Source organism: Azospirillum sp. TSH64 (assembly GCF_003116035.1).
Taxonomy (GTDB): Bacteria; Pseudomonadota; Alphaproteobacteria; order Azospirillales; family Azospirillaceae; genus Azospirillum.
Window position 1 is genome coordinate 4,165,283 of record NZ_LGQW01000015.1, and the last position, 15,828, is coordinate 4,181,110.

Here is a 15,828-nt window from a genome sequence, read left to right on the forward strand (position 1 = left end):
ATGGAACGTGTCCGGACGGCCCCCCGCCCGCAGTGGCAGGCCAAGCTCGACGAGATCGGCTTTCCCTTCCACACCGACGCCGACGGCACGGCCTATTGGGACGAAAGCGCCTACTGGCGCTTCTCCCTCGCCGAAATCGAGACGTTGGAGGAGGCCGCCGAAGAGGTCTACCGGCTGTGCGAGAAGGCCGTCGGCCACGTCGTGACGCGCGGCCTGTACGAGGCGGTCGGACTTCCGCGCTGGGCGGCTCCCGCCATCGAGGCGAGCTGGAAAGAGCGCGACGGGCGGGACATGGCGCTCTACGCCCGTTTCGACTTCGCCTGGGACGGTAAGGGCGGGCCGCCGAAGGCGCTGGAGCTGAATGCGGAAACGCCGACCTCGCTCTACGAGACCGCCGTCGCCCAATGGTGCTGGCTTCAGGACGTCCATCCCGACGCCGACCAGTTCAACAGCCTGGAGGAGGCCCTGGTCGAGCGTTGGCAGGCGCGGATGCAGGCCTTCCCCGCGCTGGCATCGCAGGCCGAGGCGGTGCATTTCGCCTGCCTGATGCCGCATCCGGAGGACGAGGCGACCATCGCCTATCTCCAGACCCTTGCCTTGCGCGCCGGCATGACCACCAAGGCGATGCCGATCCAGGCGATCCGCTACGACGACGCTTCCGGCTGCTTCCTGGACGATGCCGGCCTGCCGATCCGGCAGCTGATGAAGCTCTATCCGTGGGACTGGATGATCCGGGAGGAGACCGGCCGCGAACTGGTGACCGCCGCCGCGCAAGGGCGGATCCGGATGATCGAGCCGGCCTGGAAGATGGTGATGGCGTCGAAGGGGCTGTTCGCCCTGCTGTGGGAGCTGAACCCCGGCCACCCCAACCTGTTGCAGACCTCGCTCGACCGCACCGGCTTTCCGGCGGGGGCTACGGTGGTGGCGAAGCCGCTGCTCGGCCGCGAGGGCAGCAATGTCAGCATCGCCACCCTCGACGCCGCCGGCTTGCCCATCGGTCAGCCCATCGCCCAGACCGAAGGACCCTATGTCGACGAGGGCTGGGTGTACCAGTCCTTCACGCCGCTGGCGGAGGCCGACGGCAACCATGCCGTCTTCGGCGTCTGGATGGCCGGTGGCAAGCCCTGCGGCCTGGGCATCCGCGAGGACCGCGCGCTGATCACCGGCAACACCAGCCGCTTCGTCCCGCACATGATCGCACCGCCCTGAGGACGTCTGAGGTCACGCGCCGCGGAAGACAAGCTCGTCGGCGATGATGGCACCGCTCGCCTGCATCAGGTACAGCCCGATGTGGTGGGCGACCGCCTGCGGGTGGGCCGCGGTGTCGGGCAGGCCGAGGCTGCGGGCGGTGTCGAGCGGCAGGTCGTAAGTGGAGCAGCCCGGCTCATACACGACGATCTCGCGCAGCGGTCCGGTCATTCCGTGGTTGCGCGCCGACAGCAAGGCCTGCACCGCCTGAAGCACGCAGATGTCGGTGCAGATGCCGTCGACCACCAGCGTCTCGATGCCGTTGGCGGTGATCCAGTCGAACAGCCGGTTCTGGCCCGTCACGAGGTCGGTCGTGCCGACCACGCCGTTGATGCAGTCCTTGCGCATCAGCGTGACGCCGGGGGTGCCGTCCAGCCAGGACAGTTCCTCGACCAGATTCTCCTCGCCGGTGCCGGCCTCGCAATGGGGCGGGTAGGGGTATTCGGGCTTGCCCGGCTCATGGGTGTCGAGGAACACCGCGATGGGATGGCCGGCCGAGAGGAACAGCCGGTTCGTGCGGTCGATCTCGGCGATCATGCAGGTGACCTGGGCGTTGGCGACCGGCGGCGCCAGATTGCCGCCGCCGATGGCGGCGAACCCGTTCACCGGATCGACGTCGAGCTTCCCAACCCGCTTGCCGGCCAGCGAGACGCTGGCGCTGCGCACCGGCAGCGCGGCGGCGACGGCTTCCAGAGCGGCGGCGGGGCCGATGGCGAAATTTGCGATGGTCTCGGTCATGGCGTCTCTCCTGCGGGTCAGACCAGCACCGGGACGTTGGCGACGCCCTCGGTACCGAAGATGGCGCGGTAACGGGCGACCTCGGAAGCCGGCCCGGTGGCCTTCTCGTAATTGTCGCTGAGCTTGACCGCCCCCTTCCAGGCGCCGTCCACCTCGACCGCGGTCACCTTGCAGACCAGGCTCAGCGGGTCGAGCCCCTGGCCGTTGCGCGGGTGGCAGTTCCGGAAGTCGGAGGTCAGCAGCGTGCCCCAGCCATAGCCGTCGCGGATGCGGCCGCCGAAGGTTTGGTGGAGGGTCACGATGTCCTCGACGTCCAGCCCGTCGCTGAACAGGACGCGCTTCTCGCGCGGATCGCGGCCGTGGCGTTCCAGCCACGCGATGTACTCCTCGCCCGCCGCCACCGGCTCCTTGCTGTCCACCCGCATGCCGGTCCAGTCCGCCACCCAGTCCGGCGCGTCCCGCAGGAACTGGGTCGAGCCGAAGGTGTCGGGCAGGAACACCAGCATCGAGCCGCCATAGGTCTCCTGCCACAGCCGCAGCACGTCATATTGCGCCACCCGCAGCTCTCCGTCGGTCCGCGCCAGTGCCGCGACCGTCGTCGGCAGCTCGTGCGCGTTGGTGCCGATGGCTTCCAGATCGTGCTTCATGGCGAGATGGGTGTTGGAGGTGCCGATGAAGCGCGGACCGAGTTCCGCAGCCATCGTCTCCACCACATACTCCTGCCAGAGGAAGCTGTGCCGCCGCCGCGTGCCGAAATCCGACAGGCTGAGATCCTCCAGCGGGCGCAGCCGCTCGATCTTGTCCCACAGGCGGACCTTGGCGCGGGCGTAGAGGATGTCGAGTTCGGTCTCGGTCATGCTGGCGAGCGCTGCCCGCGTCTTCAGCTCGTTGATGACGCTGAGGGCGTAGATCTCCCACATCGTCGTCATCGCCCACGACCCTTCAAAGTCCAGGCGCCACTGGCCGTCCTCTTCCGACAGCCGGTAGTCGGGCAGGGCGAAATCCTCGGCGAGCCAGGCGACGAACTCCGGCCGGAAGATCCCGCGCTGGCCATAGAAGGTGTTGCCCTGGAGCCAGACCGCTTCCGAACGCTTCAGGCGCAGCGTGCGCACATTGTCCAACTGGCGGCGCAGTTCGGCCTCGTCGATGATCCGGGCCAGCTTCACCGAGCGGGTGCGGTTGATCAGGCTGAAGCGGACCTTCACGTCGCGGAAATGCCGCCAGATGAATTGCAGCATCGCCAGCTTGTACCAGTCGGTGTCGAGCAGCGACCGGACGATGAAGTCGGTGGCGAAATTGTGATTGTGGGCGCGGCTGCTGAAATTGACGAGCATGGCTGAAACCTCCTGTTCTCGCTGACCGGGTCACAGCCCGTAATGGTTGGTGACCGGCAGGCGCCAGCCCGGCCCGTAGGTCCGTTCGGTGACGACGACGCCCGGAGGGCTCTGGTCGCGCTTGTACTGCGCCCGCGCCGTCAGGCGGGCGATGCGCTCGGCATAGGCGGTGGAGATCGGCTGGCCGACGGCGGCACTCGCCAGTTCGGCGGCACGGTCCGCCCCGTTCAGCCCCTCGACCATGGTGGCGAGCACCGCGTCGAGATGTTCGTAGGCGCCCAAGGCCTGCTCGTCGGTCTGTCCCTCGCGCAGTTCGGCACTCGGCGGCTTGGCGATGATACGGTCCGGCATCACGGCCCCCTGCGGGCCGAGCAGTCCTTCGGGGCGGTGCGTGTTGCGCCAGCGCGCCAGCCGGAAGACCACCGTCTTGTAGACGTCCTTCAGCACCGAATAGCCGCCGCACATGTCGCCATAGAGGGTCGCATAGCCCACGCTCATCTCGCTCTTGTTGCCGGTGCTCAGCACCATCAGCCCAAGCCGGTTGGACAGGGCCATCAGCGTCATGCCGCGCGCCCGCGCCTGGACATTCTCGAAGGTGGTGTCGTCCGCCGGCACCGGATGGCCCTCGAAGACCGGGGCGAGCATGCCGTCGAAGGCGTCCATCGCCGGCGCTATCGGCACGGTCAGCAGGCGGGTGCCGAGCAGGGAAGCGGCCCGTTCGGCATCCTCCATGCTCTCCACCGAGGTGTAGGGCGACGGCATCCGCACCGGCAGCACGCGCCCGGCGCCCAGCGCGTCCACAGCGACGGCGGCCGACAGGGCGCTGTCGATGCCGCCCGACATGCCGAGCACCACGCCGGGAAAGCCGTTCTTGTCCACATAGTCGCGCAGGCCCAGCACCAGCGCCCGATACATCGCCTCGGTCTCGTCGGGATAGCCGTTCGGCAGCATGCCGAGCACGTCGCCGCGCCGCAGGTCGATGCCGCCGTCCTCGCCGCGCTCCAGCGTGATGTCGAACTCGCACTCCCGGAAGCCGGCCTGGGCGATCACCAGCCCGGCCCGGTCCATCGCATAGCTTCCGCCATCGAACACCAGGCTGTCCTGTCCCCCGGCCTGATTGACGTAGAGGATCGGCAGGCCGGTGGCCTTGACCGTGCGCCGGCCGATGGCGAGCCGGACCGCCTGCTTTCCGGTCCTGAAATGCGAGCCGTTCGGCACGATCAGGATCTCGGCCCCTTCGGCCGCCAGCGCCTGGGCGACCTTGCCGTGCCAGAAATCCTCGCAGATGCCGATGCCCAGGCGGAAGCCGCGGAAATCGACGGGCGCGGGCATCGGGCCGGGGGCGAAGACCCGCTTCTCGTCATAGACCTCGTCGTTCGGCAGCGTGTGCTTGAGCACGATCTTCATCGACCCGTCGGTCTCGATGAGAAAGGCGGCGTTGTAGGGCAGGGCGGCGCCGTCGAGCGGTCCGCCGACCAGCACCGCCGGCCCGCCGTCGCCCCGCATCTCACCGGCCAGCGCATCGAGCGCCGCGCGGAAATCGCGCCGGAAGCCGGGACGCAGCACCAGATCCTGAAGCGGATAGCCGCTGCCGAAGCACTCGCTGAACACCAGCAGGTCGGCCTTGCCGCGATACTGCGCGCGATGGCGGCGGACGATGTCGAAATTGCCCTGCAACGCGCCGACCGTGGGGTTGGCCTGGACGCAGACGATGCGCAAGGTGGAAGAGGTGTTGGTGGAAGAGGTGTTGGACATGGCAAAGCTCCTTTGCCGAATGCCGCCGGTCTGTCCGGCGGGCTTGATCGTCATGGTGTGATGCGACCCTGACCATGGGAGCGGACTCCGGTCCGGTTCAGTTGTTGGACTGGGCGATCAGGGTCTGGATGATGTGGTAGTGATCCTCGAACATCCGTTCGGGATCGATGTCGGCAATCGGCATCCAGCGGGCCGATCTGGCGTCGTCGCCGCCGCGCACCTTGGGGAATCCCTCGTCGGTCGGCTTGAGCTGGATGAGGAAGGCCTGCGTCACCGTGCGCCCGCGCGTCGAGCGGTAGGGGTGATCGAAGATCTGGCTGGCGCGGATGCCGCCCTCCAGGAAGCCCACCGGAATCTTGAGCTTCGTCTCCTCCCGCAACTCCCGGATCATAGCGTCCCTGATCCGCTCATGCTGCCCGACGAAGCCCCCGGGCAGCGCCAGCAGGCCGCGCCCCGGCAATCCGCGGCGTTCGACCAGCAGGACATGGCCGGACAGAACAACCACCGCATCGGCGGTCAGGAATGTGGGAGGGTAGGGGGCGTTGGCCCAGCCCGCCTTGTATTTGGCGATGTAGGCGCTTTCCTCGGCCAGCCGTTTGTACTCGTCGGTGCCCGCGAACTCGGCCAGGAAGGCGGCGACAGTGGCGGGCAGGGCCTCCTTCCACTCCTCCAGCGCCGCCGCCGGGTCGGTGAAATAGGCATCGCGGATCGGCGTCGCCGAAATCCCCCGGACATTCGCACACTCCACGGCGCCCCATTGCGGGAACATGCGCAGATAGTAGCTGCTGTGGTCCTTCGCATGACCGATCAGCCCGATTTTTGGGGGCGAGCCGTCGGCAGGCCGGTGGTGCTGCACGGCGACGCCGTGCACTGCGGCCTGGACATCGCGGATCCATTCCAGGTCGTTGTAGCGGTCGATGAGGGGAAGCACGGTGATGCGCCCGCACTCTTCCGGCGTGAAGGCGCCCTCGATGCAGGCGCGTACCTCTTCGAAGCGGAAGGGATTGCGGTGGCTGCGCGCCTGACGCGACGATCCGACCAGCACGATCAGATGCCGGCCCAGCGACAGGGCCCGCTTCATGACGGTGAGATGGCCGATATGGAAGGGGCGGAAGCGGCCGACGAAGACCAGGAAGTCGAAGCCTGAGGCGCTCTGCGCGCCGGGGGCCGCGGTCTTCTGCGGCAAGGACAGGGTGCCGGACTCGCGTCCGGTCGGAGAGACGGTGGTCATGCTCAGCAAGCTCCTTGCTGAAAGAGTGCCGCAGTCTATCTGCGGCACACAAACGATACGGGCTCGGCGGACATTTCTCAAGGCCCCCAGATATGCTCTTTGGGAGCAATACGGTTGGCCGAGCCGCATGGCTGCCCAAAATCTATCGCTCGCCTGTGCCGCCCACCTCGCGGAACCAGTCGGCATAGGGTGTCGTACGGACCATGTGCCGGTTCAGGTCCGGCGCACCATCGGGCCACCAGACGGGTCCGCGCTCGCCGAGCGCGCGCTTGGCCTGATCGACGGCAGCATGCGCCGCCGCTTCTCCATCGCTGTCCCCGGCCCGTCTCGCGGTCGCCACGGCCCGGCGGGCCCGCATCAGATCGGCAACCAGGCCGGCGCGGGCCTCGTCCGACAAAGCCGGGTTGGCCGTGCGCCACAGACGTCCGCGCACGACGATGTAGCGGCCATCGGGGGTGGTGAGCGGGCTGGGCTTGGTGGACAAGAGAACCTCCGACGCGTCTGCCGAATGAACAGCACAGGCGTCGAAACGGACCGCGCTCACACCGGTTCGGCAACCTTGCCGGCCGTCAGGCTTCGCAGGCCGGCGAGATCGGCCACGGTCCGGCAGCCGAGCAGGGCCATGGTCCGGTCGAGCTCGTCCCGCAGGATCGACAGCGCGTGCTCCGCTCCCGCCTGCCCGCCGGCGGCAAGACCGAACAGCGGCGCCCGGCCGAGCAGGACCGCGGCGGCCCCGGCGGCCAGCAGCTTTGCGGCGTCGCTGCCGCGCCGCACCCCGCTGTCGGCCAGCACCGTCAGCCGGTCGCGGACCGCGTCCACGATCCGCGGCAGAACGGTGAGCGGCGACGGCGCGCAATCGAGGTTGCGGCCGCCATGGTTGGACACCACGATGGCCTCGACCCCGGCCGCCGCGGCGCGCAGCGCATCCTCCGGCGCCAGCAGACCCTTCAGGATGATCCGGCCCTGCCAGCGGCGGCGCAGCTCCGCCACATCGTCCCAGTTGACCCGGTCGCACAGCCGGATCGGGTCGTGCGCCGCGGCGTCGGTGATGCGGGTGCGGAACTGCTCCGGATAATGGGCGTATCCGGGCCAGCCGCCGTTGGCCAGCAGGCGGAGCAGCACCCCGCCCGCCCAAGCCGGATGGCGTGCCACATCCAGGGCGCCGCGCAGGGACGGCTCGACCGGAACGGTGAATCCGTTGTGTCGGTTATACTCGCGCTTGGGCGAAACCGAAGTGTCCACCGTCAGGATCAGCGTGTCCACCCCGCAGGCGGCGACGCGGTCGAGCAGGGCGTGGGTCAGGCTGCGGTCGCGCCAGACATAGAGCTGGAACCACAGCTCGGCCCCGGACTCCGCGATCGCCTCAATGCTGGTGATCGACTGGGTCGAGACGCCGAAGGGAATGCCGGCGGCGCGGGCGGCACGGGCCAGCAGCACCTCGCCGTCATAGCGGACCAGACCGGCGGCGGCGGTCGGTGCGACGACGAAGGGCATCGGGCGGTCGCGGCCGAACAGAGTCGCGCCGGTGTGGCGCGCACTGCAATCGACCAGCACCCGCGGCGTCAGTTCGGCCTGGGCGAAGCTGTCGCGCAGCCGGCGCAGGGAGGTTTCATCCTCGGTGCCGCGGTCGATGTACTCGAACAGGCCGCGCGGCAGGAACCGGCGGGCGCGCAGCCGCAACTCGTCGATGTTCAGGCATGCCTGGTGGGCCGCCATGGGATCACCGCCTCCCGCGGGGTGGGGCCGCTATCGGGAATAGCTGCCGAATTTGTGGACGGAAATGGAAGCCGCGGCCACCTGGACATGGCGGGCAAGCTCCTGCTCGACCTGCTCCGGCGTCCAGCGCGTGGCCGGGACCGAGATGCTGAGGCCGGCCACGGCGCGGCCATGCTCGTCGGTGATGGCGGCGCCTACCGAGATGTCGCCCATCACCGTCTCGTTGATCAGCAGGGCATAGCCCTTCTCCCCCGCTTCGCGCACGCGGGCGCGAAGCCGGTCGGGATCGCAGACGGTGTAGGGGGTCAGCGGGCGCAGGTCGGTGCGGGCGAGGATCTCCTCCCGCTCCTCCTCCGACAGACGCGACAGGATCGCGGTGCCGGACGCCGTGTAATAGGCGGGCAGCCGGCTGCCGACCATGAATTCGATGTTGACCAGATGCTTGCCGGGGAAGCGGGCGACGAAGACGATCTCGGCGCCGTCCAGCTCCTGCAGGTTGGTGGTCTCGCCGACGCTGCGGCTGATGTCGAGAAGATAGGGGAAGGCCTTCTCGATCAGCTCGTTGGCACGCAGGTAGTTGTAGGAGAACTGCAGCAGCTTCGGCGTCAGCGCATAGTTGCGCGTGCCGTGGACGCGGCGAAGATATCCCAGGACCTCCAGCGTGTAGACCAGCCGCTGCGCGGCGCTGCGGTCCAGGTTGGCGGCCCTGGCGATCTCCGACAGCGGCATTTGCCGGTGCGGCCCGTCGAAGGCGTGGAGGATCTGGAAGGTCTTCTCGGTCGAGCCGACGAACAGCGAGGAGTCGCGCGGATCGGCCTTCCTGGCCTCCGGTTCCACCATCATTCCGGCCACCGTCATTCCGGCCGCCGTCATTCCAGCCGAAGTCCCGCCCGGCTCGGTCATGGCCTCTTCCGCCTTCGGCTTCCGTCCTGCTGTCCGCGTCATCGCCAATTCCCCAAGACAGTCTCCATCCCGCCGGACCCCGGCCCTGTGCTTTCGCGCCAGGGTCCGCCATCTCCACGCTAACGCATAGCATCCGGCGAACCGAATGCCACGCGCCGCGCGGTTGCCTCCCATCACACCGGCTGGGCAGCCGGCATTCCCTCGTAAGTGACCAGCAGGCGGGACAGCTCGCGCCGCAGCGACTGCTTCAGCGGCTCGCCGGGCTCGCGCAGCGGTGCCAGCATCGCCGGGGCGTTAACGCCGATCAGATCCATCACCGCCTTCATCGGGCCGGGGTTGGTCTCGGCGAAGGCGAGGTTCATCATCGGGATCAGGGTGCGGTGGATTTCCAGCGCCTTGTCGAGCTTGCCCGTCGAGGCGAGGTCATGGATCAGGCGCCACGCCCGCGGCAGCAGATTGGCCGTCACCACGATGCCGCCACGGGCACCCGCCGCGACATGCAGCGGGAACAGCGTGTCCTCGCCGCTCAGCACCGCGAAGGAGGAGTCCACCCCCGCCACCGTGCGCAGGAAATGGTACATGTCGGTGTTGCAGGCCTTCATGCCGACGATCCGCTCGTGCCGCGACAGCTCGTGCAGGATCTCCGGATCGATGGCGATGCGGGTGCGGTAGGGGATCTCGTAGATCAGGATCGGCACCGGCGATTCGTCGGCGTAGCGCAGGAAATAGTCGCGGATGCCGGCCTGCGTCGGGTTGGTGTAGTAGGGGGTCAGCACCAGCAGACCGTCCACCCCGGCGGCGGCGAAATCGCGGCCTGCCGACAGGGCGTCGTAATAGCCGGTGTCGAGCACCCCGGCGATCACCGGCCCGCGCTTCTCGCCAGCACCCGCCATCGCCTCGACCGACAGCTCGGCGAAGCGGATGCGCTGGTCCTTCGCCAGGGCGCCATACTCGCCGGTGCCGCCGAGCGGGACCAGCCCGTCGATCCCCTGGCGGAACAGCCAGGAGAACAGCGCCTTGGAGGCGGCCACGTCGATGGTGCCGTCGGCAGTGACCGGCGTCGGGGTGGCGGGCAGGATGCCGCGAATCTTCGTGGCGTTGAGCATGTCTTGTCCTTGGAAGAAGCTGGTGGTGAAGGCGGTTGGGGAGCCGGCCTCAGCCGGCGAGGCTGCGGCGGCGCAGACGGTCCGCGACATAGATCAAGGCGGCGACGAACAGCAGCAGTCCGGTCGACACCGCCGCGATGACGGGGGAGACCTGCAGCGTCACCTCGTCCCAGAACTGCTTGGGCAGCGTGGCGCTAAGCCCGCCCGAGGAGAACAGGGAGATGGTCAGCTCGTCGAAGGAGGTGGCGAAGGCGAACAGGAAGGACGACAGCATGCCGGCCCCCAGGATCGGGAAGGTGACGTGCCGCAGCGCCGCCACCGGCCGGGCGCCCAGGCTCTGCGCCGCGAGGTCGAGCCGGGTGTCGTAGTTGCGCAGCACCGCCATCATGGTCATGACCACATAGGGCACGGCGACGACGGTGTGGCCGATGACCAGACCCAGGATCGTGCCGACCAGACCCATCTGGGCGAAGACATAGAACATGCCGACGGCGATGATCATGCGCGGCACGACGATGGGCGACAGGATGAAGGCCAGCATGGCGCCCTTGCCCCGCATCTGGCTGCGCACCATCAGGAAGGCGGCGGGAACGCCGATCGCCATCGACAGCAGGCCGGTGCCGAACGCCACCACGATGGAGCGCCACAGCGCCTGCATCCAGATCGGCGAGTCCAGCAGCTGCTGGTACCATTGCAGCGTGAAGCCCGACGGCGGCCAGGCGAGCCCGCCCTTGCCGAAGGACAGCGGGATCATCAGGAAGGCGGGCAGGCTGATCAGCACCAGCAGCAGCCAGACGAAGGCGGTCAGCGCCACCGGACGCTCGGACCGGCCGCGGAGCGGATGGCGGCGCGGCACCAGGCCGATCAGCGCATCGCTGGCGGAGCCCAGCGCGGCCAGCACGCGCCCGCCCAGCCGCCGCATGGCGGTGTCGCGGTTGCGCACCGCGGCACTCTCGCCGGTCAGCGACGCGAAGCCGAAGACGCGGTCGTACAGCACGAACACCACCAGCACGACCGTCAGCAGCAGGACCGAGATGGCGCCGGCCAGACCCCAGTTCAGCGTCTGCTGCACCTGATCGATGATCAGCTGGGTGATCATCGTCTCCTTCCGGCCGCCCAGCAGGGCGGGCACGATGAAGAAGCCGATGGCAGACACGAAGACCATGATCGCCGCAGCGGCCACGCCCGGGAGCGACAGCGGGAAATAGACGGTCCAGAAGGCGGTGCCGGGCTTTGCTCCCAGCGTACCGGCGGCGCGCGGCAGGGTGCGGTCGATGTTCTCCATCACCGCCAGCATGGTCATCACCGCCAGCGGCAGCATGGCGTGCACCATGCCGACCAGCACCGCGCCGAAGCCGTAGAGCAGGTCGGCCGGGGTGTCGATGATGCCCAGCGACATCAGCGTGCTGTTGACGACGCCGTTGCGGCCGAGGATGACGACCCAGGCGAAGGCGCGCACCAGGAAGCTGGTCCAGAAGGACAGCAGGACCCAGAAGATCAGCCGGCTCTTCGCCGGCCCCTTGGCGATGGAGATCAGGTAGGCGACCGGATAGGCCGCGACCACCGCGACAACCGTCGTCGCCAGCGAGATCTTCAGCGTGATCCACAGGACGGTGATGTAGAGGCTGGAGGCGAACAGCTGGGCATAGGGCGCCAGCGTGAAGCCCTGCCCGTTGTAGACGCTGAGCGCCAGCAGCTGCCCGACCGGGAAGACCAGGAAGGCGACGAGCAGCAGCACGAGCGGGGCGCCCATCAGCACCGGCTTGCGCCAGGCGGGCGGGGGCGAGTGGCGTTTGGCGCCGGGGGCGTGGGTCATGGTCATGGACTGTCCGGCCATCTCACGCCGTCCCGGCCGCGCGGGCGCTGTCGGCGATCACCACGGCATCGCGGCCGCTCCAGGACAGCGTCAGCACGTCGTCGATGCGGACCGCGTCGTCCTCGTTGCGGGTGGGGAAGGCGGCGACCAGCGGCGGCAGCTTGCCGTCCAGCGGCTCCATATAGACCTTGGTCAGGCTGCCGGTGACCATCACCTCCGACACGCGGCCCTGAATCCCGTCGGGAACGCTCCCGCCCTTGCGGGCGACCGTCAGGTTCTGCGGACGCACCATGACGCGCACCTCGCTGCCCGGCGGCAGGTCGTTGCCGTTGGCGAGCGCCCGGCCGGACACGCCCTGCGTGCCGAGCCCGATCTCGACCTCGTCGCCGCTGCGGCTGCGGAGCGCCGCGGGCAGGATGTTGGATTCGCCCAGGAAATCGGCGACGAACAGCGAGCGCGGCCGGAAATACAGGTCGGCCGGCGTTCCCAGCTGCTCGATCCGCCCGGCATTCATCAGGCAGATGCGGTCGGACATCGTCATCGCCTCTTCCTGATCGTGGGTGACGTAGACGACCGTCGTTCCCAGCTCGCGGTGCAGGCGCTTGATCTCCAGCTGCATGTGCTCGCGCAGCTTCTTGTCGAGCGCGCCCAGCGGCTCGTCCATCAGGATGATCGACGGCTTGTAGACCATGCAGCGGGCGAGCGCGACGCGCTGCTGCTGGCCGCCCGACAGCTCGCGCGGATAGCGGCCGGCGATCTGCGGCAGATGCACCATCTCCAGCGCCTCGAGCGCGCGCCGCTTGGCCTCGGTCGCCCCGACCTTCCGCATCTTCAGCGGAAAGGCGATGTTCTCCTCGATGGTCATGTGCGGGAACAGCGCGTAGTTCTGGAACACCACGCCGATGTCGCGCTCATAGGGCGGGGCGTAGGTGACGTCCTGCGAGCCGATGCGCACGCTTCCCTCGTCGGGCGGCACCAGCCCGGCCAGAAGGCTGAGCAGCGTCGTCTTGCCGGAGCCCGACGGACCGAGCAGCGTCAGGAATTCGCCGTCGGCGACGACGAGATCCGTGGGAGCCAGCGCCACGAAGTCGCCGTAGTGCTTGGCAAGACCCTGGACGGAAAGGCTGGAAGAAGACATGCGCGCCTCCTCGCGAAGGGGTGGGGCCGAAGGGGAATGGGGGCGGAAAGGGCGGGCAGGGGACACCGCACCGGCATCCCCCGCCCGCGTTTCCTCAGCTCAGCAGCCAGGCGTTGTAGCGCTCGAGACCCTTCTGCTGGTTCTTCAGCCAGTAGTCGGCGTTGATCTGCACGCCGCGCTCGATGTTGGCCGGGAAGGTCGGGCAGTCGGGAGCGATCTTGGCGTCGATGTACTTGAAGGCGTCCGGCTGGGTCACGCCGGCCGGGAAATACTTCACCAGTTCGGCCTGCCGCTTGGGGTCGGAGGCGAACTTGATGAACTGGCGGCAGGCGTCGGCGTTCGGGGTGCCGGCCAGGATCGACCAGCTGTCGAGGCCCCAGATGTTCTGGTCCCAGACGATGCCGACCGGTGCGCCGGCGGCGATGGCGGCCTGCGGACGCGACACCCAGGTCGGCACCATGTCCACTTCACCCGACAGCAGCATCTGCTCGACCTGCGCGCCGCTGGTCCAGAACACCGAGATGTCCTTCTTGATGCGGTCCAGCGCCTTGAAAGCGCGGTCGAGGTCGCAGGGATAGACCTCGGCGGTCGGCACGCCGTCGGCCATCAGCGCCTGCTCGATGGTGTCGAACGGATGCTTGCGCAGGGCACGGCGGCCGGGGAAGTTGGCGACGTCGTAGAAGTCCTTCCACGAGGCCGGCGCCTTGCGGCCCTTGAAGGCTTCGGTGCGGTAGGCCAGAACCGTGGTGTAGACGTTGGTGCCGACGCCATATTCCGACATGTACTGCTTGGGGATCGAGGCGACCGCCGGGTCGGCCTCAAGCCCATGCTTCTCCAGCAGCGGCTTGTCGCCGCCGGTCAGCATCAGGATGGCCGGCTGGCTGATCTTCGCCATGTCCCAGGTGTAGGACTTGGCTTCCACCATCGAGCGGATCTGCGCGGTCGGCTCGGCATTGGCCTGGACGCCGACCACTTCGATGCCGGTCGCGGCGGTGAAGGGTTTATAGAAGATTTCGCCATAGGCCTTGGTGTAGATGCCGCCGTCGTCGCGCACGACGATCCGCTTGTTCTGCGCGCGGGCCGGGCTCCAGATCGCCGGCATGGCAAGCGCGGCCGTGCCGGCGGCGCCGGCTTTCAGCAGGGTGCGGCGGGACCAGCCGGATTGGCGGATGCTCATGTCGGAACTCCTCGTGGTGAGCCGGAACGGCGGAAGTGGGAACGGAAAGGGCCTCAGCCCGGCGGCAGCAGGCGGCCGGGATTGAAGAGATTCTGCGGATCCAGCGCCTGCTTCACCGCGCGCATCAGCGCCAGCTCGGCGGCAGGCTTGTAGCGCGCCATCTCGCCCAGCTGGACGCGGCCGACGCCGTGCTCGGCGCTGAAGGTGCCGTTCAGCCGGGCGGCCTCGTCGTTCACCGCATGGCGGATGGCGGCGGCCAGAGCCTCGCGGTCGGCAACCGCGTTCCAGGCATCGAAGGTGAAGAAGGGGATGAAGTGGACGTTGCCGTCGCCGAGATGGGCGACGACGATCGACGGCAGGCCCGGCACCAGCGCCCGCACCGCGGCATTGGCGGCGTCGATGAAGGCGGGCACCGCCGACAGCGGCACTGCGCAGTCGGTGGTCAGGCCGACGCCGGCCTTCTTGTTGGCCTCCGACACGCTGTGGCGCACCTCCCACATGGCGTGGCGCTGGGCCTCGCTGGCGGCCAGAGCCGCGTCGGTCAGCAGCCCGTCGCCGAAGGCGTCCTCCAGGATCAGCTGAAGCTCCATGTCCAGCGCGTCGCCGTCGCTGTTGTCCGACAGCTCGATCAGCACATGCCAGTCGGCCGAAGTCTCAAGCGGGCTGCGGCGGCCCGGAACCTGCTCCACCACCAGATCGAGCTGGAGGCGGTTGATCATCTCGAAGGCCGACAGCCGGGCGCCGCAGCGCTGCTGCACGCGGGTCAGCAGGGTCAGCGCATCGGCGGGATCGGCCATGCCGACCCAGGCTACGGCATGGCGCGTCGGCAGCGGATGCAGCTTCAGCGTCGCCGCCGTGACGATGCCCAGCGTGCCTTCCGACCCGATGAACAGATGCTTCAGGTCGTAGCCGGTGTTGTTCTTGCGCAGGCCGTACAGGCCCGACCAGATCGTGCCGTCGGCCAGCACCACCTCCAGCCCCAGCACATTGTCGCGCGTGTTGCCGTAGCGCAGGACCGAAGTGCCGCCGGCGTTGGTCGCGATGGTCCCGCCGATCTGGCAGGAGCCCTCGGCGCCCAGGCTGACCGGATAGAGCCGGCCCGCCGCCGCCGCCGCTTCCTGCACGGTGGCGAGCACGCAGCCGGCCTCCACCTCCATGGTGCTGTTGACCGGGTCGATGCTGCGCACCGCGCGCATGCGGGCCAGATTGAGGATGACCGGGGCGGGGCCGCTTTCCCACGGGGTGGCGCCGCCGCACAGGCTGGTGTTGCCGCCCTGCGGCAGCAGCGGAATCCCATGCCGGGCGCAGCAGCGCACCACCGCCGCCACCTGTTCGGCATTCGCCGGCCGGACGAGGCAGAGGGCCGGCCCGCGGTAGCGCCCGCGCCAGTCTTCCGTCGCCGCGTCCAGGTCGGATTTGGATGTCAGAACGGCGTCGGCGCCGATGAGGCCCGACAGCTCAGCGATCACGTCCACACGCGATCTCCTTGATCTGCATAGTGTTTGCTTGTAATCGCTATTCGATTACAACAACTGGAATATGATAGCGCGTGATTGGTGAGCCAACAATCCACTTTTTGCATAGAGACCGAATTTTTGGATAGACGACGAAATTTCCGGGATGGAAGCGAATGCCGGTCGGCCCTGGTATCACCGGACCGTCGTCC

The 15,828-nt window shown here is 68.4% G+C and carries 13 protein-coding genes; 1 reads left to right on the forward strand and 12 read right to left on the reverse strand.

The window, feature by feature from the left end:
- On the forward strand, window positions 1–1,209 hold the full coding sequence (locus TSH64_RS20280) for a glutathionylspermidine synthase family protein (RefSeq protein ID WP_109447695.1): 1,209 nt from the start codon (window positions 1–3) through the stop codon (window positions 1,207–1,209).
- 12 nt (window positions 1,210–1,221) lie between these two features.
- Here the strand turns inward: TSH64_RS20280 and TSH64_RS20285 are convergent, their stop codons facing one another.
- The 12 genes from TSH64_RS20285 to TSH64_RS20340 form a co-directional block, all read right to left on the reverse strand.
- Entirely contained in the window at window positions 1,222–1,986 is a 765-nt protein-coding gene (locus tag TSH64_RS20285) for an isochorismatase family protein (RefSeq protein ID WP_109447697.1), read from the reverse strand.
- Window positions 1,987–2,003: 17 nt separating this feature from the next.
- Window positions 2,004–3,320 carry a nicotinate phosphoribosyltransferase gene (locus TSH64_RS20290; RefSeq protein ID WP_109447699.1) on the reverse strand — a complete coding sequence of 439 codons (1,317 nt, stop codon included), beginning with the start codon at window positions 3,318–3,320 and terminating at the stop codon, window positions 2,004–2,006.
- Window positions 3,321–3,350: 30 nt separating this feature from the next.
- Window positions 3,351–5,075, reverse strand: a complete 1,725-nt coding sequence (locus TSH64_RS20295; protein ID WP_109447701.1) for an NAD+ synthase — start codon at window positions 5,073–5,075, stop codon at window positions 3,351–3,353.
- A gap of 97 nt (window positions 5,076–5,172) precedes the next feature.
- The gene (locus tag TSH64_RS20300; RefSeq protein ID WP_109447703.1) at window positions 5,173–6,306 is read right to left on the reverse strand and encodes a bifunctional nicotinamide-nucleotide adenylyltransferase/Nudix hydroxylase; all 1,134 of its coding nucleotides are present in this window, start codon (window positions 6,304–6,306) and stop codon (window positions 5,173–5,175) included.
- 142 nt (window positions 6,307–6,448) lie between these two features.
- Window positions 6,449–6,790: a hypothetical protein gene (locus tag TSH64_RS20305; RefSeq protein ID WP_109452860.1), complete on the reverse strand. Its 342-nt coding sequence runs from the start codon at window positions 6,788–6,790 to the stop codon at window positions 6,449–6,451.
- A 56-nt stretch (window positions 6,791–6,846) separates the two neighbouring features.
- Window positions 6,847–8,022 carry an alpha-hydroxy acid oxidase gene (locus TSH64_RS20310; protein WP_109447705.1) on the reverse strand — a complete coding sequence of 392 codons (1,176 nt, stop codon included), beginning with the start codon at window positions 8,020–8,022 and terminating at the stop codon, window positions 6,847–6,849.
- Window positions 8,023–8,052: 30 nt separating this feature from the next.
- Window positions 8,053–8,967 (reverse strand): IclR family transcriptional regulator C-terminal domain-containing protein, encoded by a 915-nt coding sequence (locus TSH64_RS20315; RefSeq protein WP_247873057.1) that lies wholly within the window; start codon window positions 8,965–8,967, stop codon window positions 8,053–8,055.
- 131 nt (window positions 8,968–9,098) lie between these two features.
- Window positions 9,099–10,031, reverse strand: a complete 933-nt coding sequence (locus TSH64_RS20320; RefSeq protein ID WP_109452862.1) for a dihydrodipicolinate synthase family protein — start codon at window positions 10,029–10,031, stop codon at window positions 9,099–9,101.
- 49 nt (window positions 10,032–10,080) lie between these two features.
- Window positions 10,081–11,853 carry an ABC transporter permease subunit gene (locus TSH64_RS20325; RefSeq protein ID WP_247873058.1) on the reverse strand — a complete coding sequence of 591 codons (1,773 nt, stop codon included), beginning with the start codon at window positions 11,851–11,853 and terminating at the stop codon, window positions 10,081–10,083.
- Between the two features lie 16 nt (window positions 11,854–11,869).
- Window positions 11,870–12,985 (reverse strand): ABC transporter ATP-binding protein, encoded by a 1,116-nt coding sequence (locus tag TSH64_RS20330; RefSeq protein ID WP_109447709.1) that lies wholly within the window; start codon window positions 12,983–12,985, stop codon window positions 11,870–11,872.
- 94 nt (window positions 12,986–13,079) lie between these two features.
- A complete protein-coding gene (locus TSH64_RS20335; protein ID WP_109447711.1) occupies window positions 13,080–14,162 on the reverse strand; it encodes an ABC transporter substrate-binding protein in 1,083 nt (360 codons plus the stop codon).
- Window positions 14,163–14,215: 53 nt separating this feature from the next.
- Window positions 14,216–15,637 (reverse strand): FAD-binding oxidoreductase, encoded by a 1,422-nt coding sequence (locus TSH64_RS20340; RefSeq protein WP_109447714.1) that lies wholly within the window; start codon window positions 15,635–15,637, stop codon window positions 14,216–14,218.
- Between the last annotated feature and the right edge of the window lie 191 nt (window positions 15,638–15,828).